Raw genomic sequence first — 24891 nt, forward strand, 5'->3', positions numbered from 1 at the left:
ACCACTCCGCCCCCCCCTTCGGCCCACTGCAAAGGGCAGCCCCCCGGCACCCCTCCTAGCGTGGCAGCTAGCCAGCTCTCCACCGACCGCCCGCCGGAGGCCCCATGCTCCCCCGCAGCTTCGCGATAGCCGCCACGACCACCGTCCTCCTCACCCTCTGCGGCACCGCCCCCGCCCTCGCCGACGACGGCTGGGACAGCGCCGGTGCGGCGGCCGGCCAGGTCGACGATCCCTACGACGACGGCCGCCTCGACGGCGTCGGCAACACCGAGGGCACCGGCGGCACCGGCGGCACCGGCGGGACCGCCGGCACGGACGACTTCGACTTCCTCGGCCCCGGCGGCCCGGACGACCCCGCCGGCTCCTGAGGCGCCGCCGTCGCGGGCGCGGAGGTGTACGCCACGCTGGCGCCGACCCACAGACCGCTCAACTCACACTATTTGGGTAAGTTCCGGACATGACCAAGGCCGGAACCACCCTGGCGGCGACCGCGACCCCCACCTCCGCCGTACGCCTCCCCCGGCGCCGTGGCATCGAACTCGCCCTGCTCGTGCTGGCCGTCCTGCTGTGCGTGTACGGCTACTGCGCGGTCGGCCTGGCGAAGACCGGCACCGTCCCGCCCGGTGCCGCCGGTTACGGCGCCGGCCTCGGGGTCCTCGCGCTCGTCGCCCATCTCGCCGTACGCTTCCGCGCCCCGTACGCCGACCCGCTGCCGCTGCCGATCGGTGTGCTGCTCAACGGACTCGGCCTGGTCCTGATCTACCGGCTGGACCTGCAGACCCCCGGCGACCGCGCGGCCCCCGCCCAGCTCGTCTGGTCCACCCTGGGCGTCGCCCTGTTCATCATGGTCGTGCTGATGCTCCGCGACCACCGGGTGCTCCAGCGCTACGCGTACGTCTGCGTCGCCGCCGCGCTCGTCCTGCTGCTCCTGCCGATCCTCTTCCCGGCCGTCAACGGGGCCCGGATCTGGATCCGGATCGCCGGATTCTCCATCCAGCCCAGCGAGTTCGCGAAGGTGCTGCTCGCCGTGTTCTTCGCCGCGTACCTGGCGGCCAACCGCAGCGCGCTCGCGTACGCGGGCCGCCGGCTGTGGTTCATGCAGTTCCCGACCGGCCGGGTGCTCGGCCCGATCGTCACCATCTGGCTGGTGAGCGTCGGCGTCCTGATCCTCGAACGCGACCTGGGCACCTCGCTGCTCTTCTTCGGCCTGTTCGTCGTCATGCTGTACGTGGCGACCGGGCGCACCGGATGGATCGCGGTCGGCCTGCTGCTCGCCGTGTTCGGCGCGGTCGCCGTCGGCCCGCTGGAACCGCACGTGCACGGCCGTATCGAGGACTGGCTGCACCCGTTCGCCTCGATCGACGCGGGCCAGGGGCCGAACCAACTCGCCCAGTCCCTCTTCACGTTCGCGGCCGGCGGGGTCCTGGGAACCGGGCTGGGCCTCGGCCACTCCGTCCTCATCGGCTTCGCCGCCAAGTCGGACTTCATCCTGGCCACGGCCGGCGAGGAACTCGGTCTCGCCGGCCTGTCGGCGATCTTCCTCCTCTACGGCCTGCTGGTCGAGCGCGGCTACCGGGCCGCTCTCGCCCTGCGCGACCCCTTCGGCCGGCTCCTCGCGGTCGGGCTCGCCTCGATCGTCGCGCTCCAGGTGTTCGTGATCGCGGGCGGGGTGACCGGGCTGATCCCGCTGACCGGCATGGCGATGCCGTTCCTCGCCCAGGGCGGCTCCTCGGTCGTCACCAACTGGGCGATCGTGGCCCTGCTGATCCGGGTGAGCGACTCGGCCCGCCGCCACTACGACGGACAGGTGGCCCCATGAGCACCGAGGACGGCCGCCGGCGGGCCGGCACGGCCAGGTACGTGCGGCGGGCCCGCGCCCTGTGCGCACTGCTGCTGTTCGCCCTTCTCGTCAACGCGGCCCGCGTCCAGGTGGTCCTGGCCCGGCAGTACGACGAGAACCCCGCCAACCGCCGCAACTCCATCGCCCGTTACGGTCTCCCCCGCGGCGACATCCTGGTCGGCGGCGCGCCGGTCACCGGCTCCCGGGACAGCGGGGAGCAACTGCGCTACGAACGCACCTACCCGCAGGGCCCGTTGTACGCCCCGGTCACCGGCTTCGCCTCCCAGCTGTACGGCACCACGTTCCTGGAGCACGCCGAGGACGGGGTGCTCTCCGGGACCGACCCGCTGTTGTCGCCGCTCCCGCTGTGGAACGACACCGGCCGGGCGCTGAACCCGGGCGGGAACGTCGTCACGACCCTGAACCGGTACGCCCAGGAGGCCGCCTTCCGGGGGCTCCGCTCGCGCAAGGGCGCGGTCGCCGCGATCGAACCGGCGACCGGCCGGATCCTCGCCCTGGTCTCCACCCCGTCGTACGACCCCTCCGAGCTGTCCGGCAACGGCGAGGCGGCGACCTCGGCCTGGGCGCGGCTGAACGACGACCCGGAGAAGCCGATGCTCAACCGGGCGGTACGGCAGACGTATCCGCCGGGCTCGACCTTCAAGGTGGTCACGGCGGCGGCCGCCCTGGACGCGGGGGTGGTCACCGACCTGGACGCGCCGACCGACTCCCCCGACCCCTACCGGCTGCCGGGCACCACGACCCGGCTGACCAACGAGGGCGACGGCTGTGCGGACGCCTCGCTGCGGGCGGCCTTCGAGTGGTCCTGCAACACGGTCTTCGCGAAGCTGGGCGTGGACGTGGGGGCGGCGCGGATGACGGCGACGGCACAGGCGTTCGGCTTCAACGACACCCGGGTGCGCATCCCGTTCACCGCCGCGCCGAGCACGTTCGACACGAGCGTGGACAGGGCGCAGCTGGCCCTGTCGTCGATCGGGCAGTACAACACCCGGGCCACGCCGCTGCAGATGGCGATGGTCGCGGCGGCGGTGGCGGACGGAGGGCTGGCGCGGCCGCCGTACCTGGTGGAGCGGACCGTGCGGCGGACCGGCGAGACGGTCGGCACGGGCGGCGCGGGGCCGGTGCGGCAGGTGATGAGTGCCGCGACGGCCGTGCGCATGAAGGAACTCATGGTCGACGTGGTCGAGGAGGGCACCGGCACGAACGCGGCGATCCGCGGTGCCACGGTCGGCGGCAAGACCGGCACCGCGCAGCACGGCGTGGGCAACTCCGGGGTGCCGTACGCCTGGTTCGTGTCCTGGGCGCAGGCGGACGACGACCTGGAGCCGAAGGTCGCGGTGGCGGTGGTGGTGGAGGACGCGGCGGCCGACCGCGGGGAGATCAGCGGCGGCGGGGACGCGGCGCCGATCGCCCGGTCGGTGATGCGGGCGGTGCTCGGGCTCTGAGACTCGGAGTCAGCAAGTCGTGCGCGGGGGATTGACCGGCTTGCTGACACGCGGTCTCATAAGGGTGGACGACGACGTACCCCCGGGTAACGAGGTGAGGGAGCCATGACGACCCTGACGGAAGCCGACGCGGTCGACGGACTGCGGGACGCGCTCGGCCTGCTCAAGGACCGCGAACAGGTGGCCGAACGGCTGCTGGTCTCCTCCGCGAAGCACTCCTTCGACCCGGACAAGGAGCTGGACTGGGACGCGCCCTTCGAGGAGGGCAAGTGGTTCTGGCCGCCGGAGCTGGTGTCGCTGTACGGCACGCCGATGTGGCAGCGGATGAGCGAGGAGCAGCGCATCCTGCTCTCCCAGCACGAGGCCGCCGCGCTGGCCTCGCTGGGCATCTGGTTCGAGCTGATCCTGATGCAGCTGCTGGTCCGGCACATCTACGACAAGGCGGCGACGACCGCGCACGTGCGCTACGCGCTGACCGAGATCGAGGACGAGTGCCGGCACTCGAAGATGTTCGCGCGGCTCATAGCGCGCGGTGACGCGCCCTGGTACCCGGTGAGCCGGGCCCACCAGAACCTGGGCCGCCTCTTCAAGACGATCTCCACGACGCCCGGGTCCTTCACGGCCACCCTGCTCGGCGAGGAGGTCCTCGACTGGATGCAGCGGCTGACCTTCCCGGACGAGCGGGTCCAGCCGCTGGTGCGCGGGGTCACCCGGATCCACGTGGTCGAGGAGGCCCGGCACGTGCGGTACGCCCGCGAGGAGCTGCGCCGGCAGATGGTGACGGCGCCGCGGTGGTCGCAGGAGTTCACCCGGGTCACCTCCGGTGAGTTCGCGCGGGTGTTCTCGGTCGCCTTCGTGAATCCGGAGGTCTACACGAACGTGGGTCTCGACCGGCGGGAGGCGGTGGCACAGGTGCGGGCGAGCGGGCACCGGCGGGAGGTCATGCAGACCGGCGCGAAGCGGCTGACCGACTTCCTGGACGACATCGGGGTGCTTCGGGGGGCCGGGCGGCGGTTGTGGAGGAGCTCGGGGCTGCTGGCTTGAGGGCTGGGTGCGGGTGCGTGGGGGTTGATCGCGCAGTTCCTCCCCCAGCGCCCCTAGGTGGGTGTCGGGGCTGTCGGCTGTGAAGTTCCGAAAGCCTCGTCCGAGCCGTCCGTCGCCGCCTTCGGAATTGCCGGGGGCGTGTAGCGGGCCAGGGAGGCGGCCGTCGGATCGGGGCGGACCGCGCCCAGGATCGGGTTGGCGGCGATCGGGGAGACCTTGATCCTCGCGCCGGGGCGGGGGGCCTGGACCACCCTGCCGTCGCCGAGGTAGAGGGCCACGTGGGTGGCCTCGGGGAAGTAGACGACCAGGTCGCCGGGGCGCAGGCGGTCCAGGGGGACATGGGGCAGATGGGCCCACTGCTCCTGGCTGGTGCGCGGGATGGGGGTGCCGGCGCGGTCCCAGGCCTGCGAGGTCAGGCCCGAGCAGTCGTACGACACCGGGCCCGCCGCACCCCACTGGTACGGCTTGCCCAGCTGCTGCACCGCGTAGCGCACCGCGCGGTCGCCTGCCGGGGAGGGGGGCGTCGTGGTGCTGCTCAGGGCGCCGGACGTGGTGAGTCTCCGCTGGGCGTCCGCCGTCCTCGCCTTCTCCAGGTCGGCGATCGCGGCGAGCTGGCCGGGGGTGAGGGACGCCAGCATGCGCTCCACGTCGGAGAGGCGGCTGCGGACCTCGTCGCGCTGCTTCTTCTGCTTCTCGGCGAGGGCGAGCCGGGTGTCGAGCGCCGCGCGGGCCCGGCGGGCCAGGTCGGCCTGGTCGCGCTCGTCGTCGGTCAGGCGCCCCACCGTCTTCGCCCGCTCGCGCGCCAGCTCGCCGATCACATGGCCCTCGTCGAGCGCGTGCTGCGGATCACGGGCGAGCAGCAGCCGCAGGTACGGGGAGATCGAGCCGGCGTTCTGGTACTGCAGCCGGGCCAGCCGGCCCGCCTCGGTGCGGCTGGCGTGCAGGGAGCGCCGGGCGATGGCCAGCTCGTCGTCCAGGCGGGTCACCTCGGCACGCTGCCGCTGCAGCCGTTCCGCCGTCGCGTTGTAGGTCTCGGTGGCCTGTTCGGTCTGCCGGTACGCCTGCTGGAGGTCCGTCAGCAGCGCGGCGACCGGCTGCGCGGGCTCGGGCGCGGCAAGCGCGGGCAACGGCGCGAGGACGGCCTGGGCCGCCGCCACCGCGGCCGTACAGGCCAGACGCAGGAACCTTCCTGACACGTCATCACCTCCGATGCGGGACGGTCTCTCCGTTCCGCATCGCGATGATCACGTGATTATCGGATGTGTATGTATGGTCCGCGCGGCGGGTGTGCGCCGTCCGGCCCAGTCATGTCACCCGTCGGTGCCGTCGGGCTTCCGCGCCGGGTCCCGCTTGGACCACGGCCACTTCGGCCCGCCGCCGGCCCCCTGGCCCGTCGGGTCGTACTCGTACTTCCAGCCCTGGGACAGGCCCAGGCGCCTGCCCTGCCCCCGGGACACGCGGCGGTAGACCAGGACGGTGGGCGGGCCGCCCGCCGGGTCCGGGACCGGGATGCGGTACGTCTTCGGCGGGTGGCCGGTCATGCCCAGCAGCACGGGCAGTACCCGTCCGTCCATGGGGCCGCCCTCGAAGGGGGTGTCCTGACTCTTCACGGCACCAGTTTCAGCCATCCGCCGCGAGGGCGTCGACGAGGGCCGCGGTCTGCGGGTCGCGGCGCGCGGTCACGCTGAGCACGGCGACGAACTGGTCCACCAGCCAGTCCCGCAACTCCTCGACGGGCGGCTGCTTGTCCTCGTCGAGCCAGATGAGCGAGGCCGCCTCGACGGCGGTGATCCACATCCGGACGGTCATCCGCAGCCGGGGGCCCGGGTCGGCGACGTCCAGGTGGCTGAGAATGTGCTGCGCGGCGGCCCGGCGCACGCCGTCCACGATCGCCGTCGTCCGCGAGGTCTCCACCACGCTGCCGCCCTGGAGCAGGGCGCTGAAGCCGGCGTCGTGCTGGTCGACGAAGGCGAGGTAGCGGTCGAGGGCGCGGGCGAGCCGGGGCAGGAGCCGGCCCTCACGGGGCTCGTCGAAGCAGTGTTCGAGTTCCTCGGCGGCCGATCTGAGGGCGGCCTCGTAGAGCTGCTGCTTGCCGCCGGGGAAGTACCGGTACACCAGGGGACGCGAGACCCCGGCCGCCTCCGCCACGTCGTCGAGCGACACCTCCTCCGGCGCGCGGTGCGCGAAGAGGGTGAGGGCCGCGTCGAGGAGCTGGCTGCGCCGCTCCTCGACGGACAGCCGACGGTAGGCGGGGGTGGCGGCCTGGGGGGTCATATGTGCAGGGTATGTGTTCCGTCGGGGGTGCCGCGATGGGGTGGTGGCCGGGTGCGGCGCCGTCGTGGCTGGTCGCGCAGTTCCCCGCGCCCCTGAAAGCAGAAGAAGGGGCGCTGCGGTGCGCCCCTTCAGGGGCGCGGGGAACTGCGCGACCAGCCCCCACGCGCCCGCGGCCGAAAACCGGCCCGGTCAGGCGGCGCCCGTCACCGACGCCAGGTACGCCTCGGTCTTCTCCGGCTCGTAGAAGAAGTTCTCGAAGTCGGCGGGGTCGTTGAAACCGTTGGCGAAACGGTTGGCCACCGGCGGGAGCTGGCCGGCCGCGCCGATGAGGTTGAGGATGTGCTCCGGCGGCGGCGCCAGCATGGCGTTCGTCCACTTGGTGACGTGCCGGGCCGTGTTCCAGTAGCGGTCGAACGTCTCCTGCATCCAGGTCCCGTCGAACTCCTTCTCGCCCTGTTCGAGGATCGAGGCGAGGTAGGAGGCGGCGCACTTGGAGGCCGAGTTGGAGCCCTGGCCGGTGATCGGGTCGTTGGCGACGACGACGTCCGCGACGCCGAGGACCAGGCCACCGCCGGGGAGGCGGCCGATCGGATTGCGGACGGTGGGGGCGTAGCGGCCGGCGAGGGTGCCGCCGGCGTCGGTCAGTTCGGCCTTGGTGGCCCGCGCGTGCTCCCAGGGCGTGTACCGCTCCATGAGTTCCAGGGTCAGGGAGAGGTGCTCCGAGGGGTCCTTGACGCCGTTGAAGACGTCCAGCGGGCCGCCGGGTATGCCCTCCCAGAAGAGGATGTCGGCGGGTCCTGAGGTGGTCAGCGTCGGCATGACGAAGAGCTCGCCGACGCCCGGGACCAGGTTGCAGCGGACCGCGTAGTAGTCCGGGTGCTCGGGGCGGGGGCCGAGCCCGTGGACGTAGGAGACGGCCAGCGCCCGCTGCGGCTCGCTGTACGGCGAGCGGGAGGCGTCGCGGCCGAACATCTGGACCAGTTCGCCCTTGCCGGCCGAGACCAGCACCAGGTCGTAGGTGCGGGCGAAGTAGTCGAGGTCGCCGACCGCCGCGCCGTGGATGACCAGCTGGCCGCCGCGCTGCGCGAACGTCTCCATCCAGCCGGCCATCTTCACCCGCTGGTCGACCGACTGCGCGTACCCGTCGAGCCTGCCCACCCAGTCGATCGCACGGGCCGCGGGGCCCTCGGCCCAGGAGCCGGGGGCCGCGACCGAGACGCCGAGTCCTTCGATCTTCGGGGCCTGGGACTCCCAGAAGTTCAGCTGGAGATCGCGCTCGTGCTGCAGTGCGGTGTCGAACATGCACTGCGTCGACATGACCCGGCCGGAGCGGATCTCGTCCGCGGTCCGGTTCGACATCAGGGTGACCTCGTAGCCGTGCGACTGGAGGCCGAGGGCAAGCTGGAGACCGGCCTGGCCGGCCCCCACGACGAGTATCTTCCGCATGCGGTGATGGCTCCTAGGGGTTCAGAAGAACTACTCGGGGTGCTACTCGGGGGTTTCGTCCAGCGCGTGCGCGACCAGGGACAGCAGCGTCTCGACGGCCGAGATCCGGCGGCGGGCGTCCATGATCATTACAGGGATGCGCGGCGGGATCGTCAATGCCTCACGCACGTCCTCGGGCTCGAAGCGCTCGCTGCCGTCGAAGTGGTTGACCGCGACGACGTACGGCAGTCCGCAGCTCTCGAAGTAGTCCAGCGCGGGGAAGCAGTCCTTCAGGCGCCGGGTGTCCGCGAGGACGACGGCGCCGATCGCGCCGCGCACCAGGTCGTCCCACATGAACCAGAACCGCTGCTGGCCCGGCGTGCCGAACAGGTAGAGCACCAGGTCGTCGTCGAGCGTGATGCGGCCGAAGTCCATGGCCACGGTGGTGGTGAGCTTGCCGGGCGTGGCGGTGAGGTCGTCGGTCTCCTCGCTCGCCTCGGTCATCAGCGCCTCGGTCTGCAGGGGCGTGATCTCCGAGACGGCGGTGACCAGCGTGGTCTTGCCGACGCCGAAACCGCCCGCCACGACTATCTTCGTCGCGATGGGGGCCCGGGTACGGTCCGTCTGCCAGGACCGCGGCTGCTCCTCCTCGTCGAGGAGCGGGTTGACGCCGGCGGCGTCAGAGACGGCGTAGTCCACTCAGCACCCTTTCCAGCAGAGCGCGGTCCGGGCGGCCGACGCCGTGCCCGGTACCGGTTCCGTACACACGGATCTTTCCCTGGTCCGCGAGGTCGCTGAGCAGGACCCGGACCACGCCGAGCGGCATCTTCAGCAGCGCGGCGATCTCGGCCACCGTGCGCATGCGGCGGCACAGTTCGACGATGGCCTGCATCTCGGGCATCACCCGGGTGCTGAGGGAACCATTCGTCAGTTCCCTGCGCTCCTCCGGGGCCTCGAGCGCGGCCACGAACGTCTCCACGAGGAGGACGTGGCCGAAGCGGGTACGGCCGCCGGTGAGCGAGTAGGGGCGGACGCGGGCGGGCTTGCGGTCGCCGCCGCGTACCGGGAGGTTCTGCCTGCGGTTCTTCGGCGCGCTGGTCATCGGCCGCTCCTCGTCGCATCGGCCTCTAGGGACTTGCGCAGCTCGGTGCGGAGTTCGGGGGTGAGGACGTGGCCGGCGCGGCCGACGAACAGTGCCATGTGATATGCCACCACGCTCATGTCGCACTCCGCGCTGCCGTGCACGCCCAGCAGTGAGCCGTCGCTGATCGACATCACGAAGAGGCTGCCCTCGTCCATCGCGACCATCGTGTGCTTGACCGGGCCGAAGTCCATCAGCCGGGCGGCGCCGATGGTCAGGCTGCCGATGCCGGAGACGATGGTGGCGAGGTCGGCGGAGGAGCCGCGGGGGCCCCTGCGTTTCTCCCCCTGTGCCTCGCGGGCCTCCTGGTTCCGGCTGGTGTCCGAGGAGAGCAGGAGCAGGCCGTCGGAGGAGACCACGGCGACCGACTGGATCCCGGGCACCTCCTCGACGAGGTTGCTCAGCAGCCAGTGCAGGTTGCGGGCCTCACTGCTCAGTCCGAAGGTACTGGGCGCGGTCAACTGCTTGCCTCCTCGACTGTGCCCCCCGTGGCTTCTTCGGATACGGCTGTTCCGGGTGCGGCGCGTACGGCGCTCGGCACCTGGTTCTGGCCGGTCTGCTCGGCGATCTCCGCCTCGACGTCACGTCGTCCGGCGTCGGCGCCCCGGCGGAAGCCGCCGAGCCTGCGGCGGAGGGCGTCCGCGTCGACGCCGGTGCCGCGCTGGCGGGGCGCCGGGGCGGGGGCGGTGATCCTGGGGGTGCGCTTGGGGAGGCCCTTGCTGGTGACCTCGTCGTCGTCCTCGGCGTCCCCCTGCGGGACGTACGCGCCGTCGGCGGTCGCGGGCCGCGGGCGGGTGTGCTCGTCGGCTTCGCCGAGGTCGTTCCCACCCCGACCGGCCGTGCGGCTTTCGTGGTCGGGTGCGGGTGGCACCGGCGGAGCGAGTTCGCCGTCGGCGGGTGCGGGTGGCCACGGCGGCGCGAGTTCGCCGTCGGCGGCTGCGGGCTGCGGACGGGACCGGGTCTCGGCGTCCGCCGGGTGCGTCCGCTCGGCGGCCGCGGGCGTCTCCGGCTCCAGCGGGACCAGCAGTTCCATCGTCGTCTCGGCGAACGTCTCCGCCGGTGCCTTCGGGCGGGCCGTCGGCTCGGGGCCGGCCGGCTTCGGCGGGGCCGCCTGCTCGTGGGCGGGCTGCTCGTCGGCCCGCCGTACCGCAACGGCGTCCCCGTCGGCCCGCCGCACGTCCGCGCCGTGCCCGTCCGCCGCCCGCACCGCGTTCTCCGCCAGCGTCACCAGCGGGTCGCCGGACGTCGAGCGGCCGTACAGGACGTTGGAGTTGACCTCGGCGTCCGCGCCGGGGAGGGAGAAGGCGTGGGCGCCGGCCGAGGTGGGCGCCGGGACCGTGGTCCGCGGGGCCTGGGCCAGCAGCGGCTGGGGCAGGACCACGACCGCCGCCACCCCGCCCTGCTTCTGCTCGCGGAGCTGGACGCGGACGCCGTGCCGGTGGGCGAGGCGGGCCACCACGTACAGGCCGAGCCCGAGACCGCCCTCGCCCTCCTGGTCGTAGGGCGACTCGGGGTCGAACTCGGCGAGGCGGCCGTTGAGGCGGACCATGCGGTCGGCGGTCATGCCGATGCCCTCGTCCTGGACGGAGAGCATGACCTCGCCGCTCTCCAGCAGCCAGCCGGAGATCTCGACGGGGACGTCGGGCGGGGAGGACGCGGTGGCGTTCTCCATGAGCTCGGCGAGGAGGTGGGAGAGGTCGTCGGCCGCGAACCCGGCCACGTGCGCGTGCGGGGGCAGCGCGGCGATCCGGACCCGCTCGTAGCGCTCGATCTCGCTGACCGCCGCCCGGACGACGTCCACCAGCGGGATCGGGCCCGCGTGCTGCTGGACGTGTTCGGTGCCGGCGAGGACCAGGAGGTTCTCGCTGTGGCGGCGCATGACCGTGGCGAAGTGGTCGAGCTTGAAGAGGGTCGACAGGCGGTCGGGGTCCTGTTCGCGCTCCTCCAGGGTCTCGATCACGGCGAGCTGGCGCTCCACCAGGCCGAGCGTGCGCAGCGCGAGGTTGACGAACGTGCCGCCGATGCTGGTGCGCAGCCGCTCCAGCTGGCCGGCCGCGTCGGTGACCTCGGCGCGCAGCTCCTCGCGGGCGTCGGCCATCTTCTGGCGCTGGCCGACCAGGTGCTTGCGGTCGGTCTCCAGGGTGGCGATGCGCTCGTAGAGCTCGGCGGCGTGCGCGTGCAGGGCGTTGACGGAACGGACGACCTGGGCGAACTCGTCGTTGCGGCCGGTGAAGGCGATCGGGTCCTCGGTGCGCGGGTCCTCGGCACCGGCGAGGCGGGCCGAGCCCCGGCGGAGCACGGAGAGGGGGCGGGTGAGGGAGCGCGCCATGGCCGTCGCGACGCCGACGGCGACCAGCATCAGGGCGCCGACCACCGCCACCCGGATCTCCAGCGCGTTGACGTCGTCGTCGCGGAGCGCCGCGAGGTCCTTGGTGCGGTGGTCGTAGAGGGCCGACTCCACGCCCCGCATCAGGTCGACCCGGGCGGACAGCGCCGCGTCCAGCTTCTTGGTGCCGGTGTTGAGGTCGGCGTCGGAGAAGGCCGGCTGGTCGGTGAGGGCGGCCAGGTACTTGTCCGCGTCGTTGACGTCACCGCCGGTGACCGTGGTGTCGTACGAGTCGACCGCCGCCTTGGGCGCGGTGTCGCGGAAGTCTGCGAGGGCCGCGTCGGCGCGCAGCCTGGCCTGCTGGGCGGCGGCGGTGAGCGCGTCGCGCTGCTTCCTGTCGGCGCCGGAGGTGGTGGTGCTGGTGACCGGCAGACCGGTGAGCGGGCTGATCGTGGTCTGGGTGGTGCTGGGGATGTTCAGGGCCGCCAGCAGGAGGCCCCTGGCCGCGGCGGACTGCTGGACGGCGGTGTCGAGTTCGGCGAGCGCGTAGGCGCCGGAGCCGGCCCTGGGGGGCATCTGCTCGGCCAGCTGCTCGGCGAGCCGGTGCAGCTCCGTGATGGTCGCCGAGTACGCCTGGTGCGCTTCGAGGGCGGTGCTCTTGCCGGTGAGGGCGGAGCGGCGGACGGCGGCGATGCCGTCGAGGTCGGTGCGCAGCCAGCCGGGGGCGTCGGTGTCCGCGCGCAGGTCCTCGACCTGGCGGTCGACGCGGGCGCCGCGGTCCTCGGAGGGCGCCTTGGACTTGGCGCGGCCGGCCGCGATGTAGGAGGTGACCTCGTCACGCTCGTCGGCGAGCGAGTTGGCGAGGGCCAGCGCGTCCTGGGTGCGGCCGGACAGGGTCACCAGGTCCTGGGAGTCGCTCAGCTGCCCGGAGGCGGTGAGCAGGGCGGGCGCTCCGGCGCCCGCGATCGCCGCGGCGACCACCGCCACGGCCACGATCAGCCGGGTGCGGACGTGCTTGGGGCGGCCGGTGCCGACGGGGGCCGCGGCGCCCGTTTCGGAGGCCGTCTTCTTGCCTGTGCGCCGAGGCCGCGTCTTCTGCACCGGTGCTCGCATTCCTGAACTCGTGTACCCAAGGGGCTGGGTGGCACCCCGTCATGATCCCCGGCATTCCGGTGCCAAGTGGTGCGTGCACCCGTCCTGTACGGTCCCCGACCCTCCCAGCGCCGGTGGGCAGTGGTCTCTCATCACCCGACCCGCCACCCGAAGGAGTGAACATCGGAGGGGAGTTGGCGGGCAAGTTCCGGAGGACCGTGCGGGGCCCTTTTCCGGCTGGCCGGTTGGACGCGGACGGCAGGCTTTGGCAGGATTCGCCACCGCAGCTTCCCGGAGTGCGCCATTCCAGCCCAAAACAGGCGGCTGACCTGCGGGACAGCATCAATTCCGGGGTGGTTGCCAGCCTTTGGTGAAGCCTGTGGAGGGGTCGTGCAGACTGGCCGAATGCGTACTGAAGTCGTTTCGGAACCCGGCGCTCCCGACCGCCCCAACGAGGACTTCGCCGGTGTCGGACTTCCCGCCTCGGGGCAGGGGGGTTGCGTGATCGTCCTGGACGGGGTCACCCCGCCGCGGGACGGCACCGGGTGTCTGCATTCCGTCCACTGGTTCACCGCGCGCCTGGGCGGTGCGCTGACCGAACTGACCGTTTCGCGAGGAGATCTGACTCTGCGGGAGATCCTCGAACAGGCGATCGCCCGCACGGCCGTCGCACATGGTGACACCTGTGACCTTTCTCACCCGCGCACCCCTCAGGCGACGGTCGTGCTGAGCCGCTGGTCCGCGGAGACCGTGGAGTTCCTGGTCCTGTCCGACTCGGCGCTGCTCCTGAGGTCGCCCGACGGCACGGTCACCCCGGTGCTGGACGACCGGCTCGACCGGGTGCCGCGCGCCTCGCTGGCCTCGGACGCGATCGCCGACGCCACGGTCCGCAACAAGGAGGGCGGCTTCTTCACGGCCGCCGCCGACCCCTCGGTGGCCGCCCGCGCGGTCGCCGGCACCGTGCCCCGCGCCGAGGTGCGCGCGCTGGCCGCCCTCACGGACGGGGCGACCCGCTGGACGGAGAAGTTCCGAGAGGGCGACTGGACGGCCCTCCTGGACGTCGTCCGCAAGGAGGGCGCGCGGGCGCTGGTCGGCCGGGTGCGGGAGCTGGAGGCGGCCGACCGGGAGGAGCGGGCGTTCCTGCGGCGGAGCAAGACGCACGACGACGCGACGGTGGTGTACGTCGAACTGTGAGGCCCCCGGTGGACCTCCGCCGGCCCCGGGCGGGCAGTCCGATCGAGGCTCGGCGGCGACCCCGGGGGGCGGTCCGGTGGAGGCTCGGCGGCGACCCCCGGGCGGGCGGTCCGGTGGAGGCTCGGCGGCGACCCCGCGGGGCGGGGGCTGCTACTTCTCCATGACGCCGTTCAACTGGCTCAGCAACCGGGCCAGTTCCGCGACCTCCGTGCGGTCCCAGTGGGCGAGCTGGCGGACGTAGCGGCCCCGGCGGGCCTCGCGGACCGTGCCGACCCGGCGCCGGCCCTCGTCGGTGAGGGCGACCAGCCAGGCCCGCCCGTCGGCCGGGTCGGGCTCCCGGGCGATCAGGCCGAGCTCCTCCAGGGCACGCAGCTGACGGGACATGGTGGCCTTGCCGACGCCGACATAGGCGGCCAGTTCGGTGGCACGCTGGCCGCCGCACTCGTCGAGCCGCACGAGCAGCCCGTACGCGGCGGACTCCAGGTCGGGGTGGACCTCCCGGGCCATCTCGCCCTGGCTGGCCCGTGCGCGGCGCAGCAGCACCGTCAACTCGCGTTCCAGGGCCAGGAACTCCTGGTCCGCGCCGCTCGGCGGCAACCCGGTGGCGGCGGGCCGTTCGTCGCCCTTTTCGTCCTCGTGCACGTCAGCACCCCTGATCGGTTTCGCAGTCCTGAAAGTTTCCGTCAAACCCCGTCGTCGCCGCAGCTCGCCAAGTATTCCGCAGGCGTAGACCAACGGCAGCCTCCGGACCCCCTTCCCCCGGGGTCCGTCCCGTGCGTAGCGTCTGAACCCAGGCAATTACTGGCATGCCCACGCCATTCGGTGGCGTCGTGCCGTGTGACACTGCGTCGTGTCGCGCCGCTCGGACCGACCGCCTCTGGCATATCTGGGACCCCACCTCACCCCACGGAGGCACGTCATGCCCGTGCACAGACCCGCCCCCACACTCCTCACCGGCCTGCTGGCGCTGCTGTTCGCGGCACTCGCCCCGGTCCCCGCCCACGCCGACGCGTCCGGCCCGGCCGTCCCGGCCCGCGGCTCGGCGTACATGGGCATGGGCGTCCTGGCCCACGACGGCCGCAGCGGCACGCCCAAGACCGACCTCGCCACCCAGACCGAAGGCGTCGACGTCGCCAGCTACCAGGGCGACGTCTCCTGGTCGACCCTGCTGGGCAGCGGGGTCAGATGGGCGTACTCCAAGGCGACGGAAGGCACGTACTACACGAACCCCTACTTCGCCAAGCAGTACAACGGCTCCTACGACGTGGGCATGATCCGCGGCGCCTACCACTTCGCGACCCCGGACACCGCGGGCGGCGCCGCCCAGGCCGACTACTTCGTCGACCACGGCGGCGGCTGGTCCAAGGACGGCCGGACCCTTCCCGGCGTCCTGGACATCGAGTGGAACCCGTACGGCGCATCCTGCTACGGCAAGTCCAAGAGCGGGATGGTCACCTGGATCACCGACTTCCTGAACCGGTACAAGGCCCGCACCGGCCGCGCCGCGGTCGTCTACACGGCGACCAGCTGGTGGACCGACTGCACCGGCAACTACAGCGGTTTCGGCTCCGCCAACCCGCTGTGGATCGCCCGCTACGCCTCGGAGGTGGGCACGCTGCCGGCCGGCTGGTCGACGCACACGATGTGGCAGTACACGTCGACCGGACCGACGGTCGGGGACCACGACAAGTTCAACGGGGCCGTTGACCGGGTGGTGGCACTGGCCAACGGCTGAGCGCTGCCCCGGTTGCGCGGTTCGTTCGCCGCGGGCCGGTGGGGGCTGGTCGCGTAGTTGCCCACGCCCCTTACGGGGCGCGGATGCGCAGCCGACTTCACCCGGCCGGCACCGGGCGAAGGCCCGGGCCCCCTCGCGGGGACCCGGGCCCTCTTCTGCATCCGGCAGCGTCCGTCACGCCGCTACCGGAACCTCCGGCGCCGCCCCGTTCACGGCGGGCGCGAGCGCCAGCTCCAGGACCTGTCGGACGTCGGTCACGGCGTGGACGTCGAGCTTGTCCAGCACCTCGGCCGGGACGTCGTCCAGGTCGGCCTCGTTGCGCTTCGGGATGATGACGGTCGTCACCCCGGCGCGCTGGGCGGCGAGCAGCTTCTGCTTCACACCGCCGATGGGCAGCACCCGGCCGGTCAGCGAGACCTCGCCGGTCATCGCCACGTCCGTACGGACCAGCCGCCCGGAGAGCAGCGACGCGAGGGCCGTCGTCATCGTGACGCCGGCGCTCGGGCCGTCCTTCGGGACCGCGCCCGCCGGGAAGTGGATGTGCACACCCCGGTCCTTCAGGTCGCCGACCGGGAGCTCCAGTTCGGCGCCGTGCGAGCGCAGGAAGGACAGGGCGATCTGCGCGCTCTCCTTCATCACGTCGCCCAGCTGACCGGTGAGGGTCAGACCCGCCGCGCCCGTCTCCGGGTCGGCGAGGGACGCCTCGACGAAGAGGACGTCGCCACCGGCGCCGGTAACCGCGAGGCCGGTCGCCACGCCCGGGACCGCGGTGCGGCGCTCGGCCGGGTCCTGGGCGGACTCGGGCACGTGGTGCGGCCGGCCGATCAGGGCCCGCAGGTCCTCGTCCCGGATCGTGAACGGCAGCTCGCGCTGCCCGAGTTCGTGCTGGGCCGCGACCTTGCGGAGCAGCCGGGCGATCGACCGCTCCAGGGTGCGGACACCCGCCTCGCGGGTGTACTCGCCGGCGAGCTTGCGCAGCGCGCTCTCGTCGAGGACGACCTCGTCCTTGTCGATGCCGGCCCGCTCCAGCTGGCGCGGGAGCAGGTGGTCACGGGCGATGACGACCTTCTCGTCCTCGGTGTAGCCGTCCAGGCGGACCAGCTCCATGCGGTCGAGCAGGGCCTCCGGGATCGCCTCCAGGACGTTGGCGGTGGCGAGGAAGACGACGTCGGACAGGTCGAGTTCGACTTCCAGGTAGTGGTCGCGGAAGGTGTGGTTCTGCGCCGGGTCGAGGACTTCGAGCAGGGCCGCGGCCGGGTCGCCGCGGTAGTCGGAGCCCACCTTGTCGATCTCGTCGAGCAGGACGACCGGGTTCATCGAACCGGCCTCCTTGATCGCCCGCACGATCCGGCCGGGCAGCGCGCCGACGTACGTACGGCGGTGGCCGCGGATCTCGGCCTCGTCCCGGACGCCGCCGAGGGCGACGCGGACGAACTTGCGCCCCATCGCGTGGGCGACGGACTCACCCAGGCTGGTCTTGCCGACACCGGGCGGGCCGACGAGCGCCAGCACGGCACCGCCACGGCGGCCGCCGATGACCCCGAGCCCCCGGTCGCTGCGGCGCTTGCGCACCGCCAGGTACTCGGTGATCCGCTCCTTCACGTCCTCCAGGCCGGCGTGCTCGGCGTCCAGGACCGCCTTGGCGCCCTGGATGTCGTACTGGTCCTCGGTCCGCTCGTTCCACGGCAGTTCGAGGACGGTGTCCAGCCAGGTGCGGATCCACGAGCCCTCGGGCGACTGGTCGCTGGACCGCTCCAGCTTGTCGACCTCCTTGAGGGCGGCCTCGCGGACCTTCTCCGGCAGGTCGGCGGCCTCCACGCGGGCGCGGTAGTCGTCGGACTCCTCGCCGTCCTTGGCGGCGTCGCCGTTCAGCTCGCGCAGTTCCTTGCGGACCGCCTCCAGCTGGCGGCGGAGCAGGAACTCGCGCTGCTGCTTGTCGACGCCCTCCTGGACGTCCTTGGCGATGGTCTCCGCCACGTCCTGCTCGGCGAGGTGGTCGCGCAGCTGCTGGGTGGCCAGCTTCAGGCGGGCGACCGCGTCGACGGTCTCCAGGAGCTCGATCTTCTGCTCGGTGGTCAGGAAGGGCGAGTAACCGGAGTTGTCGGCGAGCTGGGAGACGTCGTCGATGGCCTGCACCCGGTCCACGACCTGCCAGGCGCCACGCTTGCGCAGCCAGGCGGTGGCGAGGGCCTTGTACTCCTTGACCAGTTCGGTGACATGACCGGGCACCGGGTCCGGGACGTTCTCGTCGATGCGGGTGCCCTCCACCCACAGGGCGGCACCCGGGCCGGTGGTACCGGCGCCGATGCGCACCCGGTAGCGGCCGCGGATCAGCGCGCCCGGGTCGCCGTCGGCCAGGCGGCCGACCTGCTCCACGGTGCCGAGCACACCGGTGCTCGGGTAGGTCCCGTCCACCCGCGGCACCAGCAGCACCCTGGGCTTGCCGGGCTCGGTGCGAGCGGCGGCCTGCGCGGCCTCCACGGCGGCGCGTACATCAGGGTCCTTCAGGTCCAGCGGGACCACCATCCCGGGCAGCACGACCTCGCCGTCGAGAGGCAGCACAGGGAGGGTGAGTGATGCGGACGTCGAAGCCATGATCTCCCCTTCGGCAGTCAACTTGAGTTATGCCGACTCAATGTTTGCGAGCCCAGAAATGTTCCCATACATATGTTCGCTCTGAGCGATCGTGTGCTGACCTGGCCGAACACGGTTCCGCCCCGGTAAAAACAGTTGCTCGGCGCTGGCTCATTCCCCGTACGGTCGGCCGATGACCGACACCGACCTCACCGCGGCCCTGCTGGCCGCCTACGACGCCCAGATGCGCGCCGTCCAGCCCGTCCCCGCGCCCGGGGTCAGCTACGAGCACGACGGCCCCGCCCTCCGGGTGGTGGGCCAGCACCGCGGCTTCGTGACCGGGCCGCGCGACTGGGGCGGTGTGCGCGGCGCCGGACTGGACGCGCTGATCGCCCGGCAGCGGGACTTCTTCGCGGCGCGCGGCGAGGCGGTGGAGTGGAAGACGCGCGGGCACGACGACCCGGCGGACCTCCCCGACCGGCTGCGCGCGGCGGGCTTTGTACCCGAGCCGCGGGAGACGGTCGTGGCCGCCCTGGTCGAGGACCTGGCCGTGGCCGCACCCGCCCTGCCCCCGGGCGTGACCCTGCGCCGGGTCACCGCGGACGCGGACCTGGACCGGATCGCCGCGCTGGAGACCACGGTGTGGGGTCAGGACATGGCGTGGGTCGCCGACTATCTGAGGGGCCGGCTCGCGGTCACCCCCGACGACTACGAGATCTACGTCGCCGAGGCCGCCGGAGAGGTCGTCTCGGCGGCCTGGGTGGCCTTCCGCCACGGATCGGACTTCGCCGTACTGCTGGGCGGCTCCACCCTGGCCGAGTGGCGCGGCAAGGGCATCTACCGCGCGCTGGTCGCCCTGCGGGCGACCCGAGCGGCCGCCCGCAACGCCCCCTACCTCCTCGTGGAGGCCTCGTCCGACAGCGCCCCGATCCTCAAGCGCCTGGGCTTCACAGCGCTCACGACCACCACGCCGTACATCTGGACCCCGGCCACCTGACCGCCGCCCACATCAGCGCCCCGCCAGGGGCGCTGGGGAAGGAACTGCGCGAGCAGCCACGACACCGCCGCGCCCGGCAACCGACCGCCGTACACAACGGCGCATCGCCCCGCCCGTCCGGCACCGCCGGACAACGCCGTCGAGGCTGAGCACCCTTGCGGCGGGAAAAGAGACCGGCCGTCGCCACACCACCGCAACACAACTCACAGGTAAAGACCTGAAACTGCCGGCGGACGCACAGCGAATGGCCGCACACGACGGGGCCCGGGGGACACATGGACGAGAAACAGCCGGCGGCCGAGCGGCCGGCACGGCGTGCCGTGCTGACCGGCGCAGCCGTCGTCGCGGCCGGCGCCGCCGTCCCGTTGGCCCTGCGCGCCGTCGGCGACGACGGCGCCGGCACGCCCGCTCCCGCCCGCACCGCCCCCGCGGCACCCGCCGCAAGCCGCCCCCCGGCCTCCCCCCTCCCCCGCACCGACCCGCGCCCGAACATCCTGCTCGTCCTCACCGACGACCAGCCCGGGGAGACGGACTGGGCGGTCCGCCGTACCGCCGACTGGCTGGGCGGGCAGGGCGTCACCTTCGCGCGGGCGCATGCCAACACCCCGCTCTGCGCACCCTCCCGGGCCTCGATCATGTCGGGGCGGTACGCGCACCACCACGGCGTCCTGGACACCGTCCACCCGTACCACCTCGACCAGCACACGACCATGCAGCGCCAGTTGCACGAGGCCGGCTACCGCACCGGTCTGTTCGGCAAGTACCTCAACTACTGGCACACCGGCGACAACCCGCCGCACTTCGACGAGTGGCTCCTCCAGGAACCGGTGGCGTACCACGACGGCCACTACAACGACAACGGCACGGTCCGGAACATCCCCGGCTACAACACCCACGTCATCAGGGACCGCGCCCTCGCCTTCATCGACAGGTCGCGCACCGACACCCGGCCCTGGTTCGCGTACGTCGCGACCCGCAGCGCGCACGAGCTCAACATCCCGGAGCGCAGGTACGCGCACGCGCGCGTGCCGGAGTGGCCCGGCCGGCCCTCCGTGTTCGAGGGCGACAAGAGCGACAAGCCGCCGTTCCTGCGGCAGGCGAAGCACACCTACGACCAGGGGAAGGCGCTGCGCGGGCGCCAGTTGCGCACCCTGCTGTCGGTGGACGACGCGATGCGGGACTTCCGGGACGAGCTGCGTGCGCTGGGGCAGCTGGAGAACACGCTCGTGCTCTTCACCAGCGACCACGGGCTGTGCTGGGCGGACCACGGCTGGCTGCGCAAGTCGGTGCCGTACCGGCCGAGCCTGGAGGTGCCGTTCTGGCTGTCCTGGCCCGCGCGGGGGCTGGGCGAGGGCACCGTCGACGACCGGCTCACCGGCCATGTCGACATCGCGCCGACCCTCCTGAACGCGGCCGGCATCACCCCGGACACCCCGCACGACGGCCACTCGCTCCTCGACACCCGCAACGACCGCGACCGGCTGCTCGCCGAGTGGTGGTGGAACCGGCAGGACCAGGAGCCGATCCACACCTGGGCCACCCACGTCGGCAGGTCCACGCAGTACACGGAGTACTACCGCGTCCGCCTCGACCGCCAGGGCCGGCCCACCCAGGGCGACGGCGCGGTCGTCTTCCGCGAGTTCTACGACCTGGCCGCCGACCCCTACCAGCTCACCAACCGCCTGCACGGCGCCACGGCCGGGCAGGAAGCGGCACTCGGGATACCGGAGTCGGCGGCGCGGCTGGCGGCGGCGCGGCGCGGGTGAGCGCTCAGGGGGCCACGGGGACGGCGCCGGCCAGGGCCTGCACCCGCTCCCGCCGCCAGCGCCGTACCACCGGCCAGAGCCCGGTGCCGATGGCCAGCGAGATCAGGTGGCCCCAGTTGGTCATCGGGTCCTGGAAGGCGATGAGGTCGGTGACGAGGCTGTAGCCGACCAGGGCGAGCAGCGGCCAGCGCAGCCAGGGGGCGAGGAGGCCGGAGAGCGCGCCGATGCTGGCGGCCACGCCGAAGCTGATGCCGTAGTCGAGGCGGTGCAGCGAGGTGTCGGGAAGGTGGCCGGCCAGGACGGCGAGGCCGACCGGGACCTCGGTCGCGAGGGTGGCGAGGACATGGCCCGCCAGGAAGACGAGGATCGCGCGGGCACCGCCTATCCGCCGCTCCAGCGCGGTCAGGACGAGCACGAAGGCCAGCGCGTACGGCGACAGCAGCCCGCCCGCGATCCACAGCGCGCTGGCCAGCAGGACGAAGACCGGGGTGCGCAGCAGGTGGGCGACGTCGGTGCTGGAGTCCTGGTAGAGCGCGTACCGCAGGCCGGGGCCGGCCCAGCTCGCGAAGAGCGAGGTGAGGGCCAGGATCACCGTGTAGGTGAACGTGACGGGGGTGCCGGTGGGGGTGGGGAGGAGCCGCCAGGGCAGCACGCGCCAGGGGCGCAGGGGGAGGGCGGTGCGCGGGGGCTTCGGGGCGGGCGCCGCGACCGGGCCGCGCTGGCGGGGCACGCCGTCCAGGAGGGCGGCGACGTCCCCGGCAGGAAGGGGCTCGGGCGTGGGCGTCGATGAGGCCCTCGCGGTCCGTTGCACGGTGAGGCGCTCCTTCCGTTTCACCCCACCTTTCGCTGTCCCGCGAACCGCTGTCTATGACCGAGGCCACCCACGGCACGATTCAAAGGATTTTCTGAAGAACCAAGAGGGGTCAGGAGGAACCATACGAGCCGCTTCCCGTCCCCAACGGGCGCGAAGCGCCGTGCGGCCCCTCGAACGGGTGACACCCGGGCGGCTGCCCGACACCCGTAATTCGGGTGGCCGCAAAGCCCTGTTGGGGCAGGATGGCCGCCATGACGACCTCGGCCTCCGCACCCGACAGCCCCCCGGTGGTCCTGGACCGGCGCGACGGGCCGTACGGCGAGGTGGTGCTGCGCAGGCACGGCGGACTCCTGCAGATCATCGCCAACGGCTGCTTCCTGATGGACACCTCCGACGGACGCTCGGAACGGTTGCTGGTGGACGTCGCGTTCCGGGCGCTGGACGGACGGCGCGAGCCGGCGGTGCTGATCGGCGGGCTGGGCGTGGGGTTCTCGCTCGCCCGTGCCGCGCAGGAGCCCGGCTGGGGGCGGATCACGGTCGTGGAGCGGGAGCGGGCGGTCGTCGACTGGCACCGGGACGGTCCGCTGGCCGCGCTCTCCGCCCACGCGTTCGCCGATCCGCGCACGGTGATCGTCGAGAGCGACCTCGTCACTTACGTCAATGAGACATCGGACACGTTCGACGCCCTGTGCCTGGACATCGACAACGGCCCCGGCTGGACCGTCGACGAGGCCAACGAGGGGCTCTACTCGGCGGCCGGACTCGCAGGCTGCGCAAGGGTGTTGAGGCCCGGCGGGGTACTTGCCGTATGGTCGGCACAGCCCTCTGCGGAATTCGAGGGAACCTTGTGGAATGCCGGTTTCCAACGGGTGCGTACCGAAGAGATCCCCGTTGCCCGGGGCGTTCCGGACGTCGTTCACCTTGCCGTCCGCCCTGGATAGCGGGTGCGCCTCCTGTCCCCGTAATGTGCATCCCTGACGCGGATCATTCAAGCGTCAATCGCAGTCATGGGATCACCCCACTGGTTCCGGAAAGCACACAGGGGCGGGCGATGGAGCAGACACACACCTCCCACAACGGCGCGGCTACGGCGACCCAGGGCGCCCAGCGCCGGGTTCTGGTCGTCGAGGACGACCCCACGATCGTCGACGCCATCGCGGCCCGCCTGCGCGCCGAGGGGTTCCTCGTGCAAACAGCGGGCGACGGTCCGGCGGCCGTCGACACCGCCGAGGCCTGGCAGCCCGACCTGCTGATCCTCGACATCATGCTGCCCGGCTTCGACGGTCTGGAGGTCTGCCGGCGCGTGCAGGCCGCCCGGCCGGTGCCGGTGCTGATGCTCACCGCGCGGGACGACGAGACCGACATGCTGGTCGGCCTCGGGGTGGGCGCCGACGACTACATGACCAAGCCGTTCTCCATGCGGGAGCTGGCGGCACGCGTGCACGTGCTGCTGCGGCGGGTGGAGCGGGCGGCCATCGCGGCCTCCACGCCCCGCTCCGGCATCCTGCGCCTCGGCGAGTTGGAGATCGACCACGCGCAGCGCCGGGTCCGGGTGCGCAGCGAGGACGTGCACCTCACCCCGACCGAGTTCGACCTCCTGGTGTGCCTGGCGAACACCCCGCGCGCGGTGCTCTCCCGTGAGCAGCTGCTCGCCGAGGTGTGGGACTGGGCGGACGCCTCCGGCACCCGCACGGTCGACAGCCACATCAAGGCGCTGCGCCGGAAGATCGGCGCCGAGCGCATCCGCACCGTGCACGGTGTGGGCTACGCGCTGGAGACCCCGACGCCATGAGCGCCGGGCCGGCCGGACCAAGAGGCCCCGGGGGTCCCGGGGGCCCGGGGGGCTCCGCGGAGGAGCCCTGGGGCGGTGTACGTCCGTTCTCGATCAAGACCAAGCTGGGCGCGCTCGTCGTCGTCTCGGTCCTGATCACCACCGGTCTGTCGATCGTCGCGGTGCACACCAAGACGGAGCTGCGCTTCATCACGGTCTTCTCGATGATCGCCACACTGCTGATAACGCAGTTCGTCGCGCATTCGCTCACCGCGCCGCTGGACGACATGAACGCGGTGGCCCGGTCGATATCGCAGGGCGACTACACGCGCCGGGTGCGCGAGAACCGCCGGGACGAGCTGGGCGACCTGGCCGAGACGATCAACGTCATGGCCGACGAGCTGGAGGCCCAGGACCGCCAGCGCAAGGAGCTGGTCGCGAACGTCTCGCACGAGCTGCGCACGCCCATCGCGGGGCTGCGGGCCGTCCTGGAGAACGTCGTCGACGGGATCGCCGAGCCGGACACCGAGACGATGCGCACGGCCCTGAAGCAGACCGAGCGCCTCGGACGGCTGGTGGAGACCCTCCTGGACCTGTCCCGGCTCGACAACGGCGTGGTCCCCCTGCGCCAGCGCCGCTTCGAGGTGTGGCCGTACCTCTCGGGCGTGCTCAAGGAGGCCAACATGGTCGCCGGGGCACGCGGGGGCATGACCTCGGGCTCGGGCAACCACACGCGTACGGACGTCCATCTGCACCTCGACGTCTCGCCGCCCGAGCTGACCGCGCACGCGGACCCGGAGCGCATCCACCAGGTCGTGGCGAACCTCATCGACAACGCGGTCAAGCACAGCCCGGCGCACGGCCGGGTGACCGTGAAGGCGCGGCGCGGACCGCAGCCGGAGTCGCTGGAGCTGGAGGTCCTGGACGAGGGTCCCGGCATTCCGCGCTCGGAGTGGCACCGCGTCTTCGAGCGCTTCAACCGCGGCACGGTACGGCGGCCGCACGGTCCGGGCAGCGACGGCGGCACCGGACTCGGCCTGGCGATCGCCCGGTGGGCGGTGGATCTGCACGGCGGCCGGATCGGCGTGGCCGAATCCGACCGGGGCTGCAGGATTATCGTCACCCTCCCAGGGCTTTCATCCGTCCCAAGTTGACGTAAAGTTCGATCCGGAGCCTCAAGATCCATCTGTGATCGGCACGGCCGTCCGCGCAGCCGGACACGTGTGATCAGGTGCGGCCCCCGCGCATGTCGCGCGGGGGTTCGGCGCGAGGTGATCACCGGCCTGGCGGAGCCATGCCTGGTTCGGTCCCTTTTGCAGCGCAACCACGCTTGTTTCCCGCCACATCAGGCCTCGAAACACAGTTTTCGATGTGACTTACGCGACGATGAACCGGCCCGACCTGACCTTCACGGTCTTGGAGGCGTAGCCTT

The 24891-nt window shown here is 72.4% G+C and carries 22 protein-coding genes; 11 read left to right on the plus strand and 11 right to left on the minus strand.

Annotated elements, in window-relative coordinates; all coding sequences use genetic code 11:
• The first annotated feature begins 104 nt into the window (after positions 1-104).
• The 4 genes from ACIQVL_RS35020 (at position 105) to ACIQVL_RS35035 (ending at position 4350) form a co-directional block, all read left to right on the plus strand.
• The gene (locus ACIQVL_RS35020) at positions 105-368 is read left to right on the plus strand and encodes a hypothetical protein (RefSeq protein ID WP_403438953.1); all 264 of its coding nucleotides are present in this window, start codon (positions 105-107) and stop codon (positions 366-368) included.
• A gap of 89 nt (positions 369-457) precedes the next feature.
• Positions 458-1819: an FtsW/RodA/SpoVE family cell cycle protein gene (locus ACIQVL_RS35025; protein ID WP_403438955.1), complete on the plus strand. Its 1362-nt coding sequence runs from the start codon at positions 458-460 to the stop codon at positions 1817-1819.
• Positions 1816-3306, plus strand: coding sequence for a penicillin-binding transpeptidase domain-containing protein (locus ACIQVL_RS35030; protein WP_403438956.1), 1491 nt, complete (start codon positions 1816-1818; stop codon positions 3304-3306). The genes ACIQVL_RS35025 and ACIQVL_RS35030 overlap by 4 nt, the downstream gene beginning before the upstream one ends.
• A 105-nt stretch (positions 3307-3411) precedes the next feature.
• Positions 3412-4350 (plus strand): diiron oxygenase, encoded by a 939-nt coding sequence (locus ACIQVL_RS35035; protein ID WP_403438958.1) that lies wholly within the window; start codon positions 3412-3414, stop codon positions 4348-4350.
• A gap of 53 nt (positions 4351-4403) precedes the next feature.
• On the opposite strand, the gene ACIQVL_RS35040 is transcribed toward ACIQVL_RS35035, so the two are convergent.
• The 8 genes from ACIQVL_RS35040 to ACIQVL_RS35075 form a co-directional block, all read right to left on the minus strand.
• Complete coding sequence (locus tag ACIQVL_RS35040; protein ID WP_403477351.1) at positions 4404-5546, minus strand: NlpC/P60 family protein; 1143 nt, start codon at positions 5544-5546, stop codon at positions 4404-4406.
• 114 nt (positions 5547-5660) lie between these two features.
• Positions 5661-5960, minus strand: coding sequence for a hypothetical protein (locus ACIQVL_RS35045; protein ID WP_403438962.1), 300 nt, complete (start codon positions 5958-5960; stop codon positions 5661-5663).
• 10 nt (positions 5961-5970) lie between these two features.
• On the minus strand, positions 5971-6624 hold the full coding sequence (locus ACIQVL_RS35050; RefSeq protein ID WP_403477352.1) for a TetR/AcrR family transcriptional regulator: 654 nt from the start codon (positions 6622-6624) through the stop codon (positions 5971-5973).
• A 189-nt stretch (positions 6625-6813) separates the two neighbouring features.
• Positions 6814-8070 (minus strand): styrene monooxygenase/indole monooxygenase family protein, encoded by a 1257-nt coding sequence (locus ACIQVL_RS35055; RefSeq protein WP_403477353.1) that lies wholly within the window; start codon positions 8068-8070, stop codon positions 6814-6816.
• Positions 8071-8112: 42 nt separating this feature from the next.
• Entirely contained in the window at positions 8113-8748 is a 636-nt protein-coding gene (locus ACIQVL_RS35060) for a GTP-binding protein (RefSeq protein ID WP_403438967.1), read from the minus strand.
• Positions 8729-9151 carry a DUF742 domain-containing protein gene (locus ACIQVL_RS35065; protein ID WP_403438969.1) on the minus strand — a complete coding sequence of 141 codons (423 nt, stop codon included), beginning with the start codon at positions 9149-9151 and terminating at the stop codon, positions 8729-8731. Before ACIQVL_RS35065 ends, ACIQVL_RS35060 begins: the two co-directional genes overlap by 20 nt.
• Entirely contained in the window at positions 9148-9651 is a 504-nt protein-coding gene (locus tag ACIQVL_RS35070) for a roadblock/LC7 domain-containing protein (RefSeq protein WP_403438970.1), read from the minus strand. Before ACIQVL_RS35070 ends, ACIQVL_RS35065 begins: the two co-directional genes overlap by 4 nt.
• Positions 9648-12617, minus strand: coding sequence for a nitrate- and nitrite sensing domain-containing protein (locus tag ACIQVL_RS35075; RefSeq protein WP_403477354.1), 2970 nt, complete (start codon positions 12615-12617; stop codon positions 9648-9650). The genes ACIQVL_RS35070 and ACIQVL_RS35075 overlap by 4 nt, the downstream gene beginning before the upstream one ends.
• Before the next feature lie 396 nt (positions 12618-13013).
• Between ACIQVL_RS35075 and ACIQVL_RS35080 the strand changes: the two genes are divergently transcribed.
• Entirely contained in the window at positions 13014-13802 is a 789-nt protein-coding gene (locus tag ACIQVL_RS35080) for a protein phosphatase 2C domain-containing protein (protein ID WP_403438974.1), read from the plus strand.
• 150 nt (positions 13803-13952) lie between these two features.
• On the opposite strand, the gene ACIQVL_RS35085 is transcribed toward ACIQVL_RS35080, so the two are convergent.
• Entirely contained in the window at positions 13953-14444 is a 492-nt protein-coding gene (locus ACIQVL_RS35085) for a MarR family winged helix-turn-helix transcriptional regulator (RefSeq protein ID WP_403438976.1), read from the minus strand.
• A 277-nt stretch (positions 14445-14721) separates the two neighbouring features.
• Between ACIQVL_RS35085 and ACIQVL_RS35090 the strand changes: the two genes are divergently transcribed.
• Positions 14722-15537, plus strand: coding sequence for a lysozyme (locus ACIQVL_RS35090; RefSeq protein ID WP_403438978.1), 816 nt, complete (start codon positions 14722-14724; stop codon positions 15535-15537).
• Between the two features lie 174 nt (positions 15538-15711).
• Here ACIQVL_RS35090 and lon read toward each other — a convergent pair whose 3' ends face one another.
• Positions 15712-18132, minus strand: coding sequence for an endopeptidase La (lon, locus tag ACIQVL_RS35095; RefSeq protein ID WP_403438980.1), 2421 nt, complete (start codon positions 18130-18132; stop codon positions 15712-15714).
• A 172-nt stretch (positions 18133-18304) separates the two neighbouring features.
• Here lon and ACIQVL_RS35100 point away from each other — a divergent pair, with 172 nt between their 5' ends.
• Together ACIQVL_RS35100 and ACIQVL_RS35105 are read left to right on the plus strand one after the other, a co-directional pair.
• Complete coding sequence (locus ACIQVL_RS35100; RefSeq protein ID WP_403477355.1) at positions 18305-19108, plus strand: GNAT family N-acetyltransferase; 804 nt, start codon at positions 18305-18307, stop codon at positions 19106-19108.
• A gap of 275 nt (positions 19109-19383) precedes the next feature.
• Entirely contained in the window at positions 19384-20874 is a 1491-nt protein-coding gene (locus ACIQVL_RS35105; protein WP_403477356.1) for a sulfatase, read from the plus strand.
• A gap of 4 nt (positions 20875-20878) precedes the next feature.
• On the opposite strand, the gene ACIQVL_RS35110 is transcribed toward ACIQVL_RS35105, so the two are convergent.
• Positions 20879-21685 carry a rhomboid-like protein gene (locus tag ACIQVL_RS35110; RefSeq protein WP_403477357.1) on the minus strand — a complete coding sequence of 269 codons (807 nt, stop codon included), beginning with the start codon at positions 21683-21685 and terminating at the stop codon, positions 20879-20881.
• Between the two features lie 254 nt (positions 21686-21939).
• Here ACIQVL_RS35110 and ACIQVL_RS35115 point away from each other — a divergent pair, with 254 nt between their 5' ends.
• The 3 genes from ACIQVL_RS35115 to ACIQVL_RS35125 all read left to right on the plus strand — a co-directional run bounded on the left by ACIQVL_RS35115 (position 21940) and on the right by ACIQVL_RS35125 (position 24613).
• Entirely contained in the window at positions 21940-22629 is a 690-nt protein-coding gene (locus ACIQVL_RS35115; RefSeq protein ID WP_403477358.1) for a spermidine synthase, read from the plus strand.
• Positions 22630-22739: 110 nt separating this feature from the next.
• Positions 22740-23480, plus strand: a complete 741-nt coding sequence (locus ACIQVL_RS35120) for a response regulator transcription factor (RefSeq protein ID WP_366358617.1) — start codon at positions 22740-22742, stop codon at positions 23478-23480.
• Positions 23477-24613, plus strand: a complete 1137-nt coding sequence (locus ACIQVL_RS35125; protein ID WP_403438990.1) for an ATP-binding protein — start codon at positions 23477-23479, stop codon at positions 24611-24613. The genes ACIQVL_RS35120 and ACIQVL_RS35125 overlap by 4 nt, the downstream gene beginning before the upstream one ends.
• Positions 24614-24891 lie beyond the last annotated feature (278 nt).

The organism is Streptomyces sp. NPDC090499 (assembly GCF_044769305.1).
Taxonomy (GTDB): domain Bacteria; phylum Actinomycetota; class Actinomycetes; order Streptomycetales; family Streptomycetaceae; genus Streptomyces.

Excerpts from the sequence above, each read along its gene's own strand:
- ACIQVL_RS35020 (WP_403438953.1), top strand. The coding sequence starts at position 105 with ATGCTCCCCCGCAGCTTCGCGATAGCCGCCACGACCACCGTCCTCCTC.
- ACIQVL_RS35025 (WP_403438955.1), top strand. The coding sequence starts at position 458 with ATGACCAAGGCCGGAACCACCCTGGCGGCGACCGCGACCCCCACCTCC.
- ACIQVL_RS35030 (WP_403438956.1), top strand. The coding sequence starts at position 1,816 with ATGAGCACCGAGGACGGCCGCCGGCGGGCCGGCACGGCCAGGTACGTG.
- ACIQVL_RS35035 (WP_403438958.1), top strand. The coding sequence starts at position 3,412 with ATGACGACCCTGACGGAAGCCGACGCGGTCGACGGACTGCGGGACGCG.
- ACIQVL_RS35050 (WP_403477352.1), bottom strand. The coding sequence starts at position 6,624 with ATGACCCCCCAGGCCGCCACCCCCGCCTACCGTCGGCTGTCCGTCGAG.
- ACIQVL_RS35055 (WP_403477353.1), bottom strand. The coding sequence starts at position 8,070 with ATGCGGAAGATACTCGTCGTGGGGGCCGGCCAGGCCGGTCTCCAGCTT.
- ACIQVL_RS35065 (WP_403438969.1), bottom strand. The coding sequence starts at position 9,151 with ATGACCAGCGCGCCGAAGAACCGCAGGCAGAACCTCCCGGTACGCGGC.
- ACIQVL_RS35080 (WP_403438974.1), top strand. The coding sequence starts at position 13,014 with ATGCGTACTGAAGTCGTTTCGGAACCCGGCGCTCCCGACCGCCCCAAC.
- ACIQVL_RS35090 (WP_403438978.1), top strand. The coding sequence starts at position 14,722 with ATGCCCGTGCACAGACCCGCCCCCACACTCCTCACCGGCCTGCTGGCG.
- lon (WP_403438980.1), bottom strand. The coding sequence starts at position 18,132 with ATGGCTTCGACGTCCGCATCACTCACCCTCCCTGTGCTGCCTCTCGAC.
- ACIQVL_RS35100 (WP_403477355.1), top strand. The coding sequence starts at position 18,305 with ATGACCGACACCGACCTCACCGCGGCCCTGCTGGCCGCCTACGACGCC.
- ACIQVL_RS35105 (WP_403477356.1), top strand. The coding sequence starts at position 19,384 with ATGGACGAGAAACAGCCGGCGGCCGAGCGGCCGGCACGGCGTGCCGTG.
- ACIQVL_RS35115 (WP_403477358.1), top strand. The coding sequence starts at position 21,940 with ATGACGACCTCGGCCTCCGCACCCGACAGCCCCCCGGTGGTCCTGGAC.
- ACIQVL_RS35120 (WP_366358617.1), top strand. The coding sequence starts at position 22,740 with ATGGAGCAGACACACACCTCCCACAACGGCGCGGCTACGGCGACCCAG.
- ACIQVL_RS35125 (WP_403438990.1), top strand. The coding sequence starts at position 23,477 with ATGAGCGCCGGGCCGGCCGGACCAAGAGGCCCCGGGGGTCCCGGGGGC.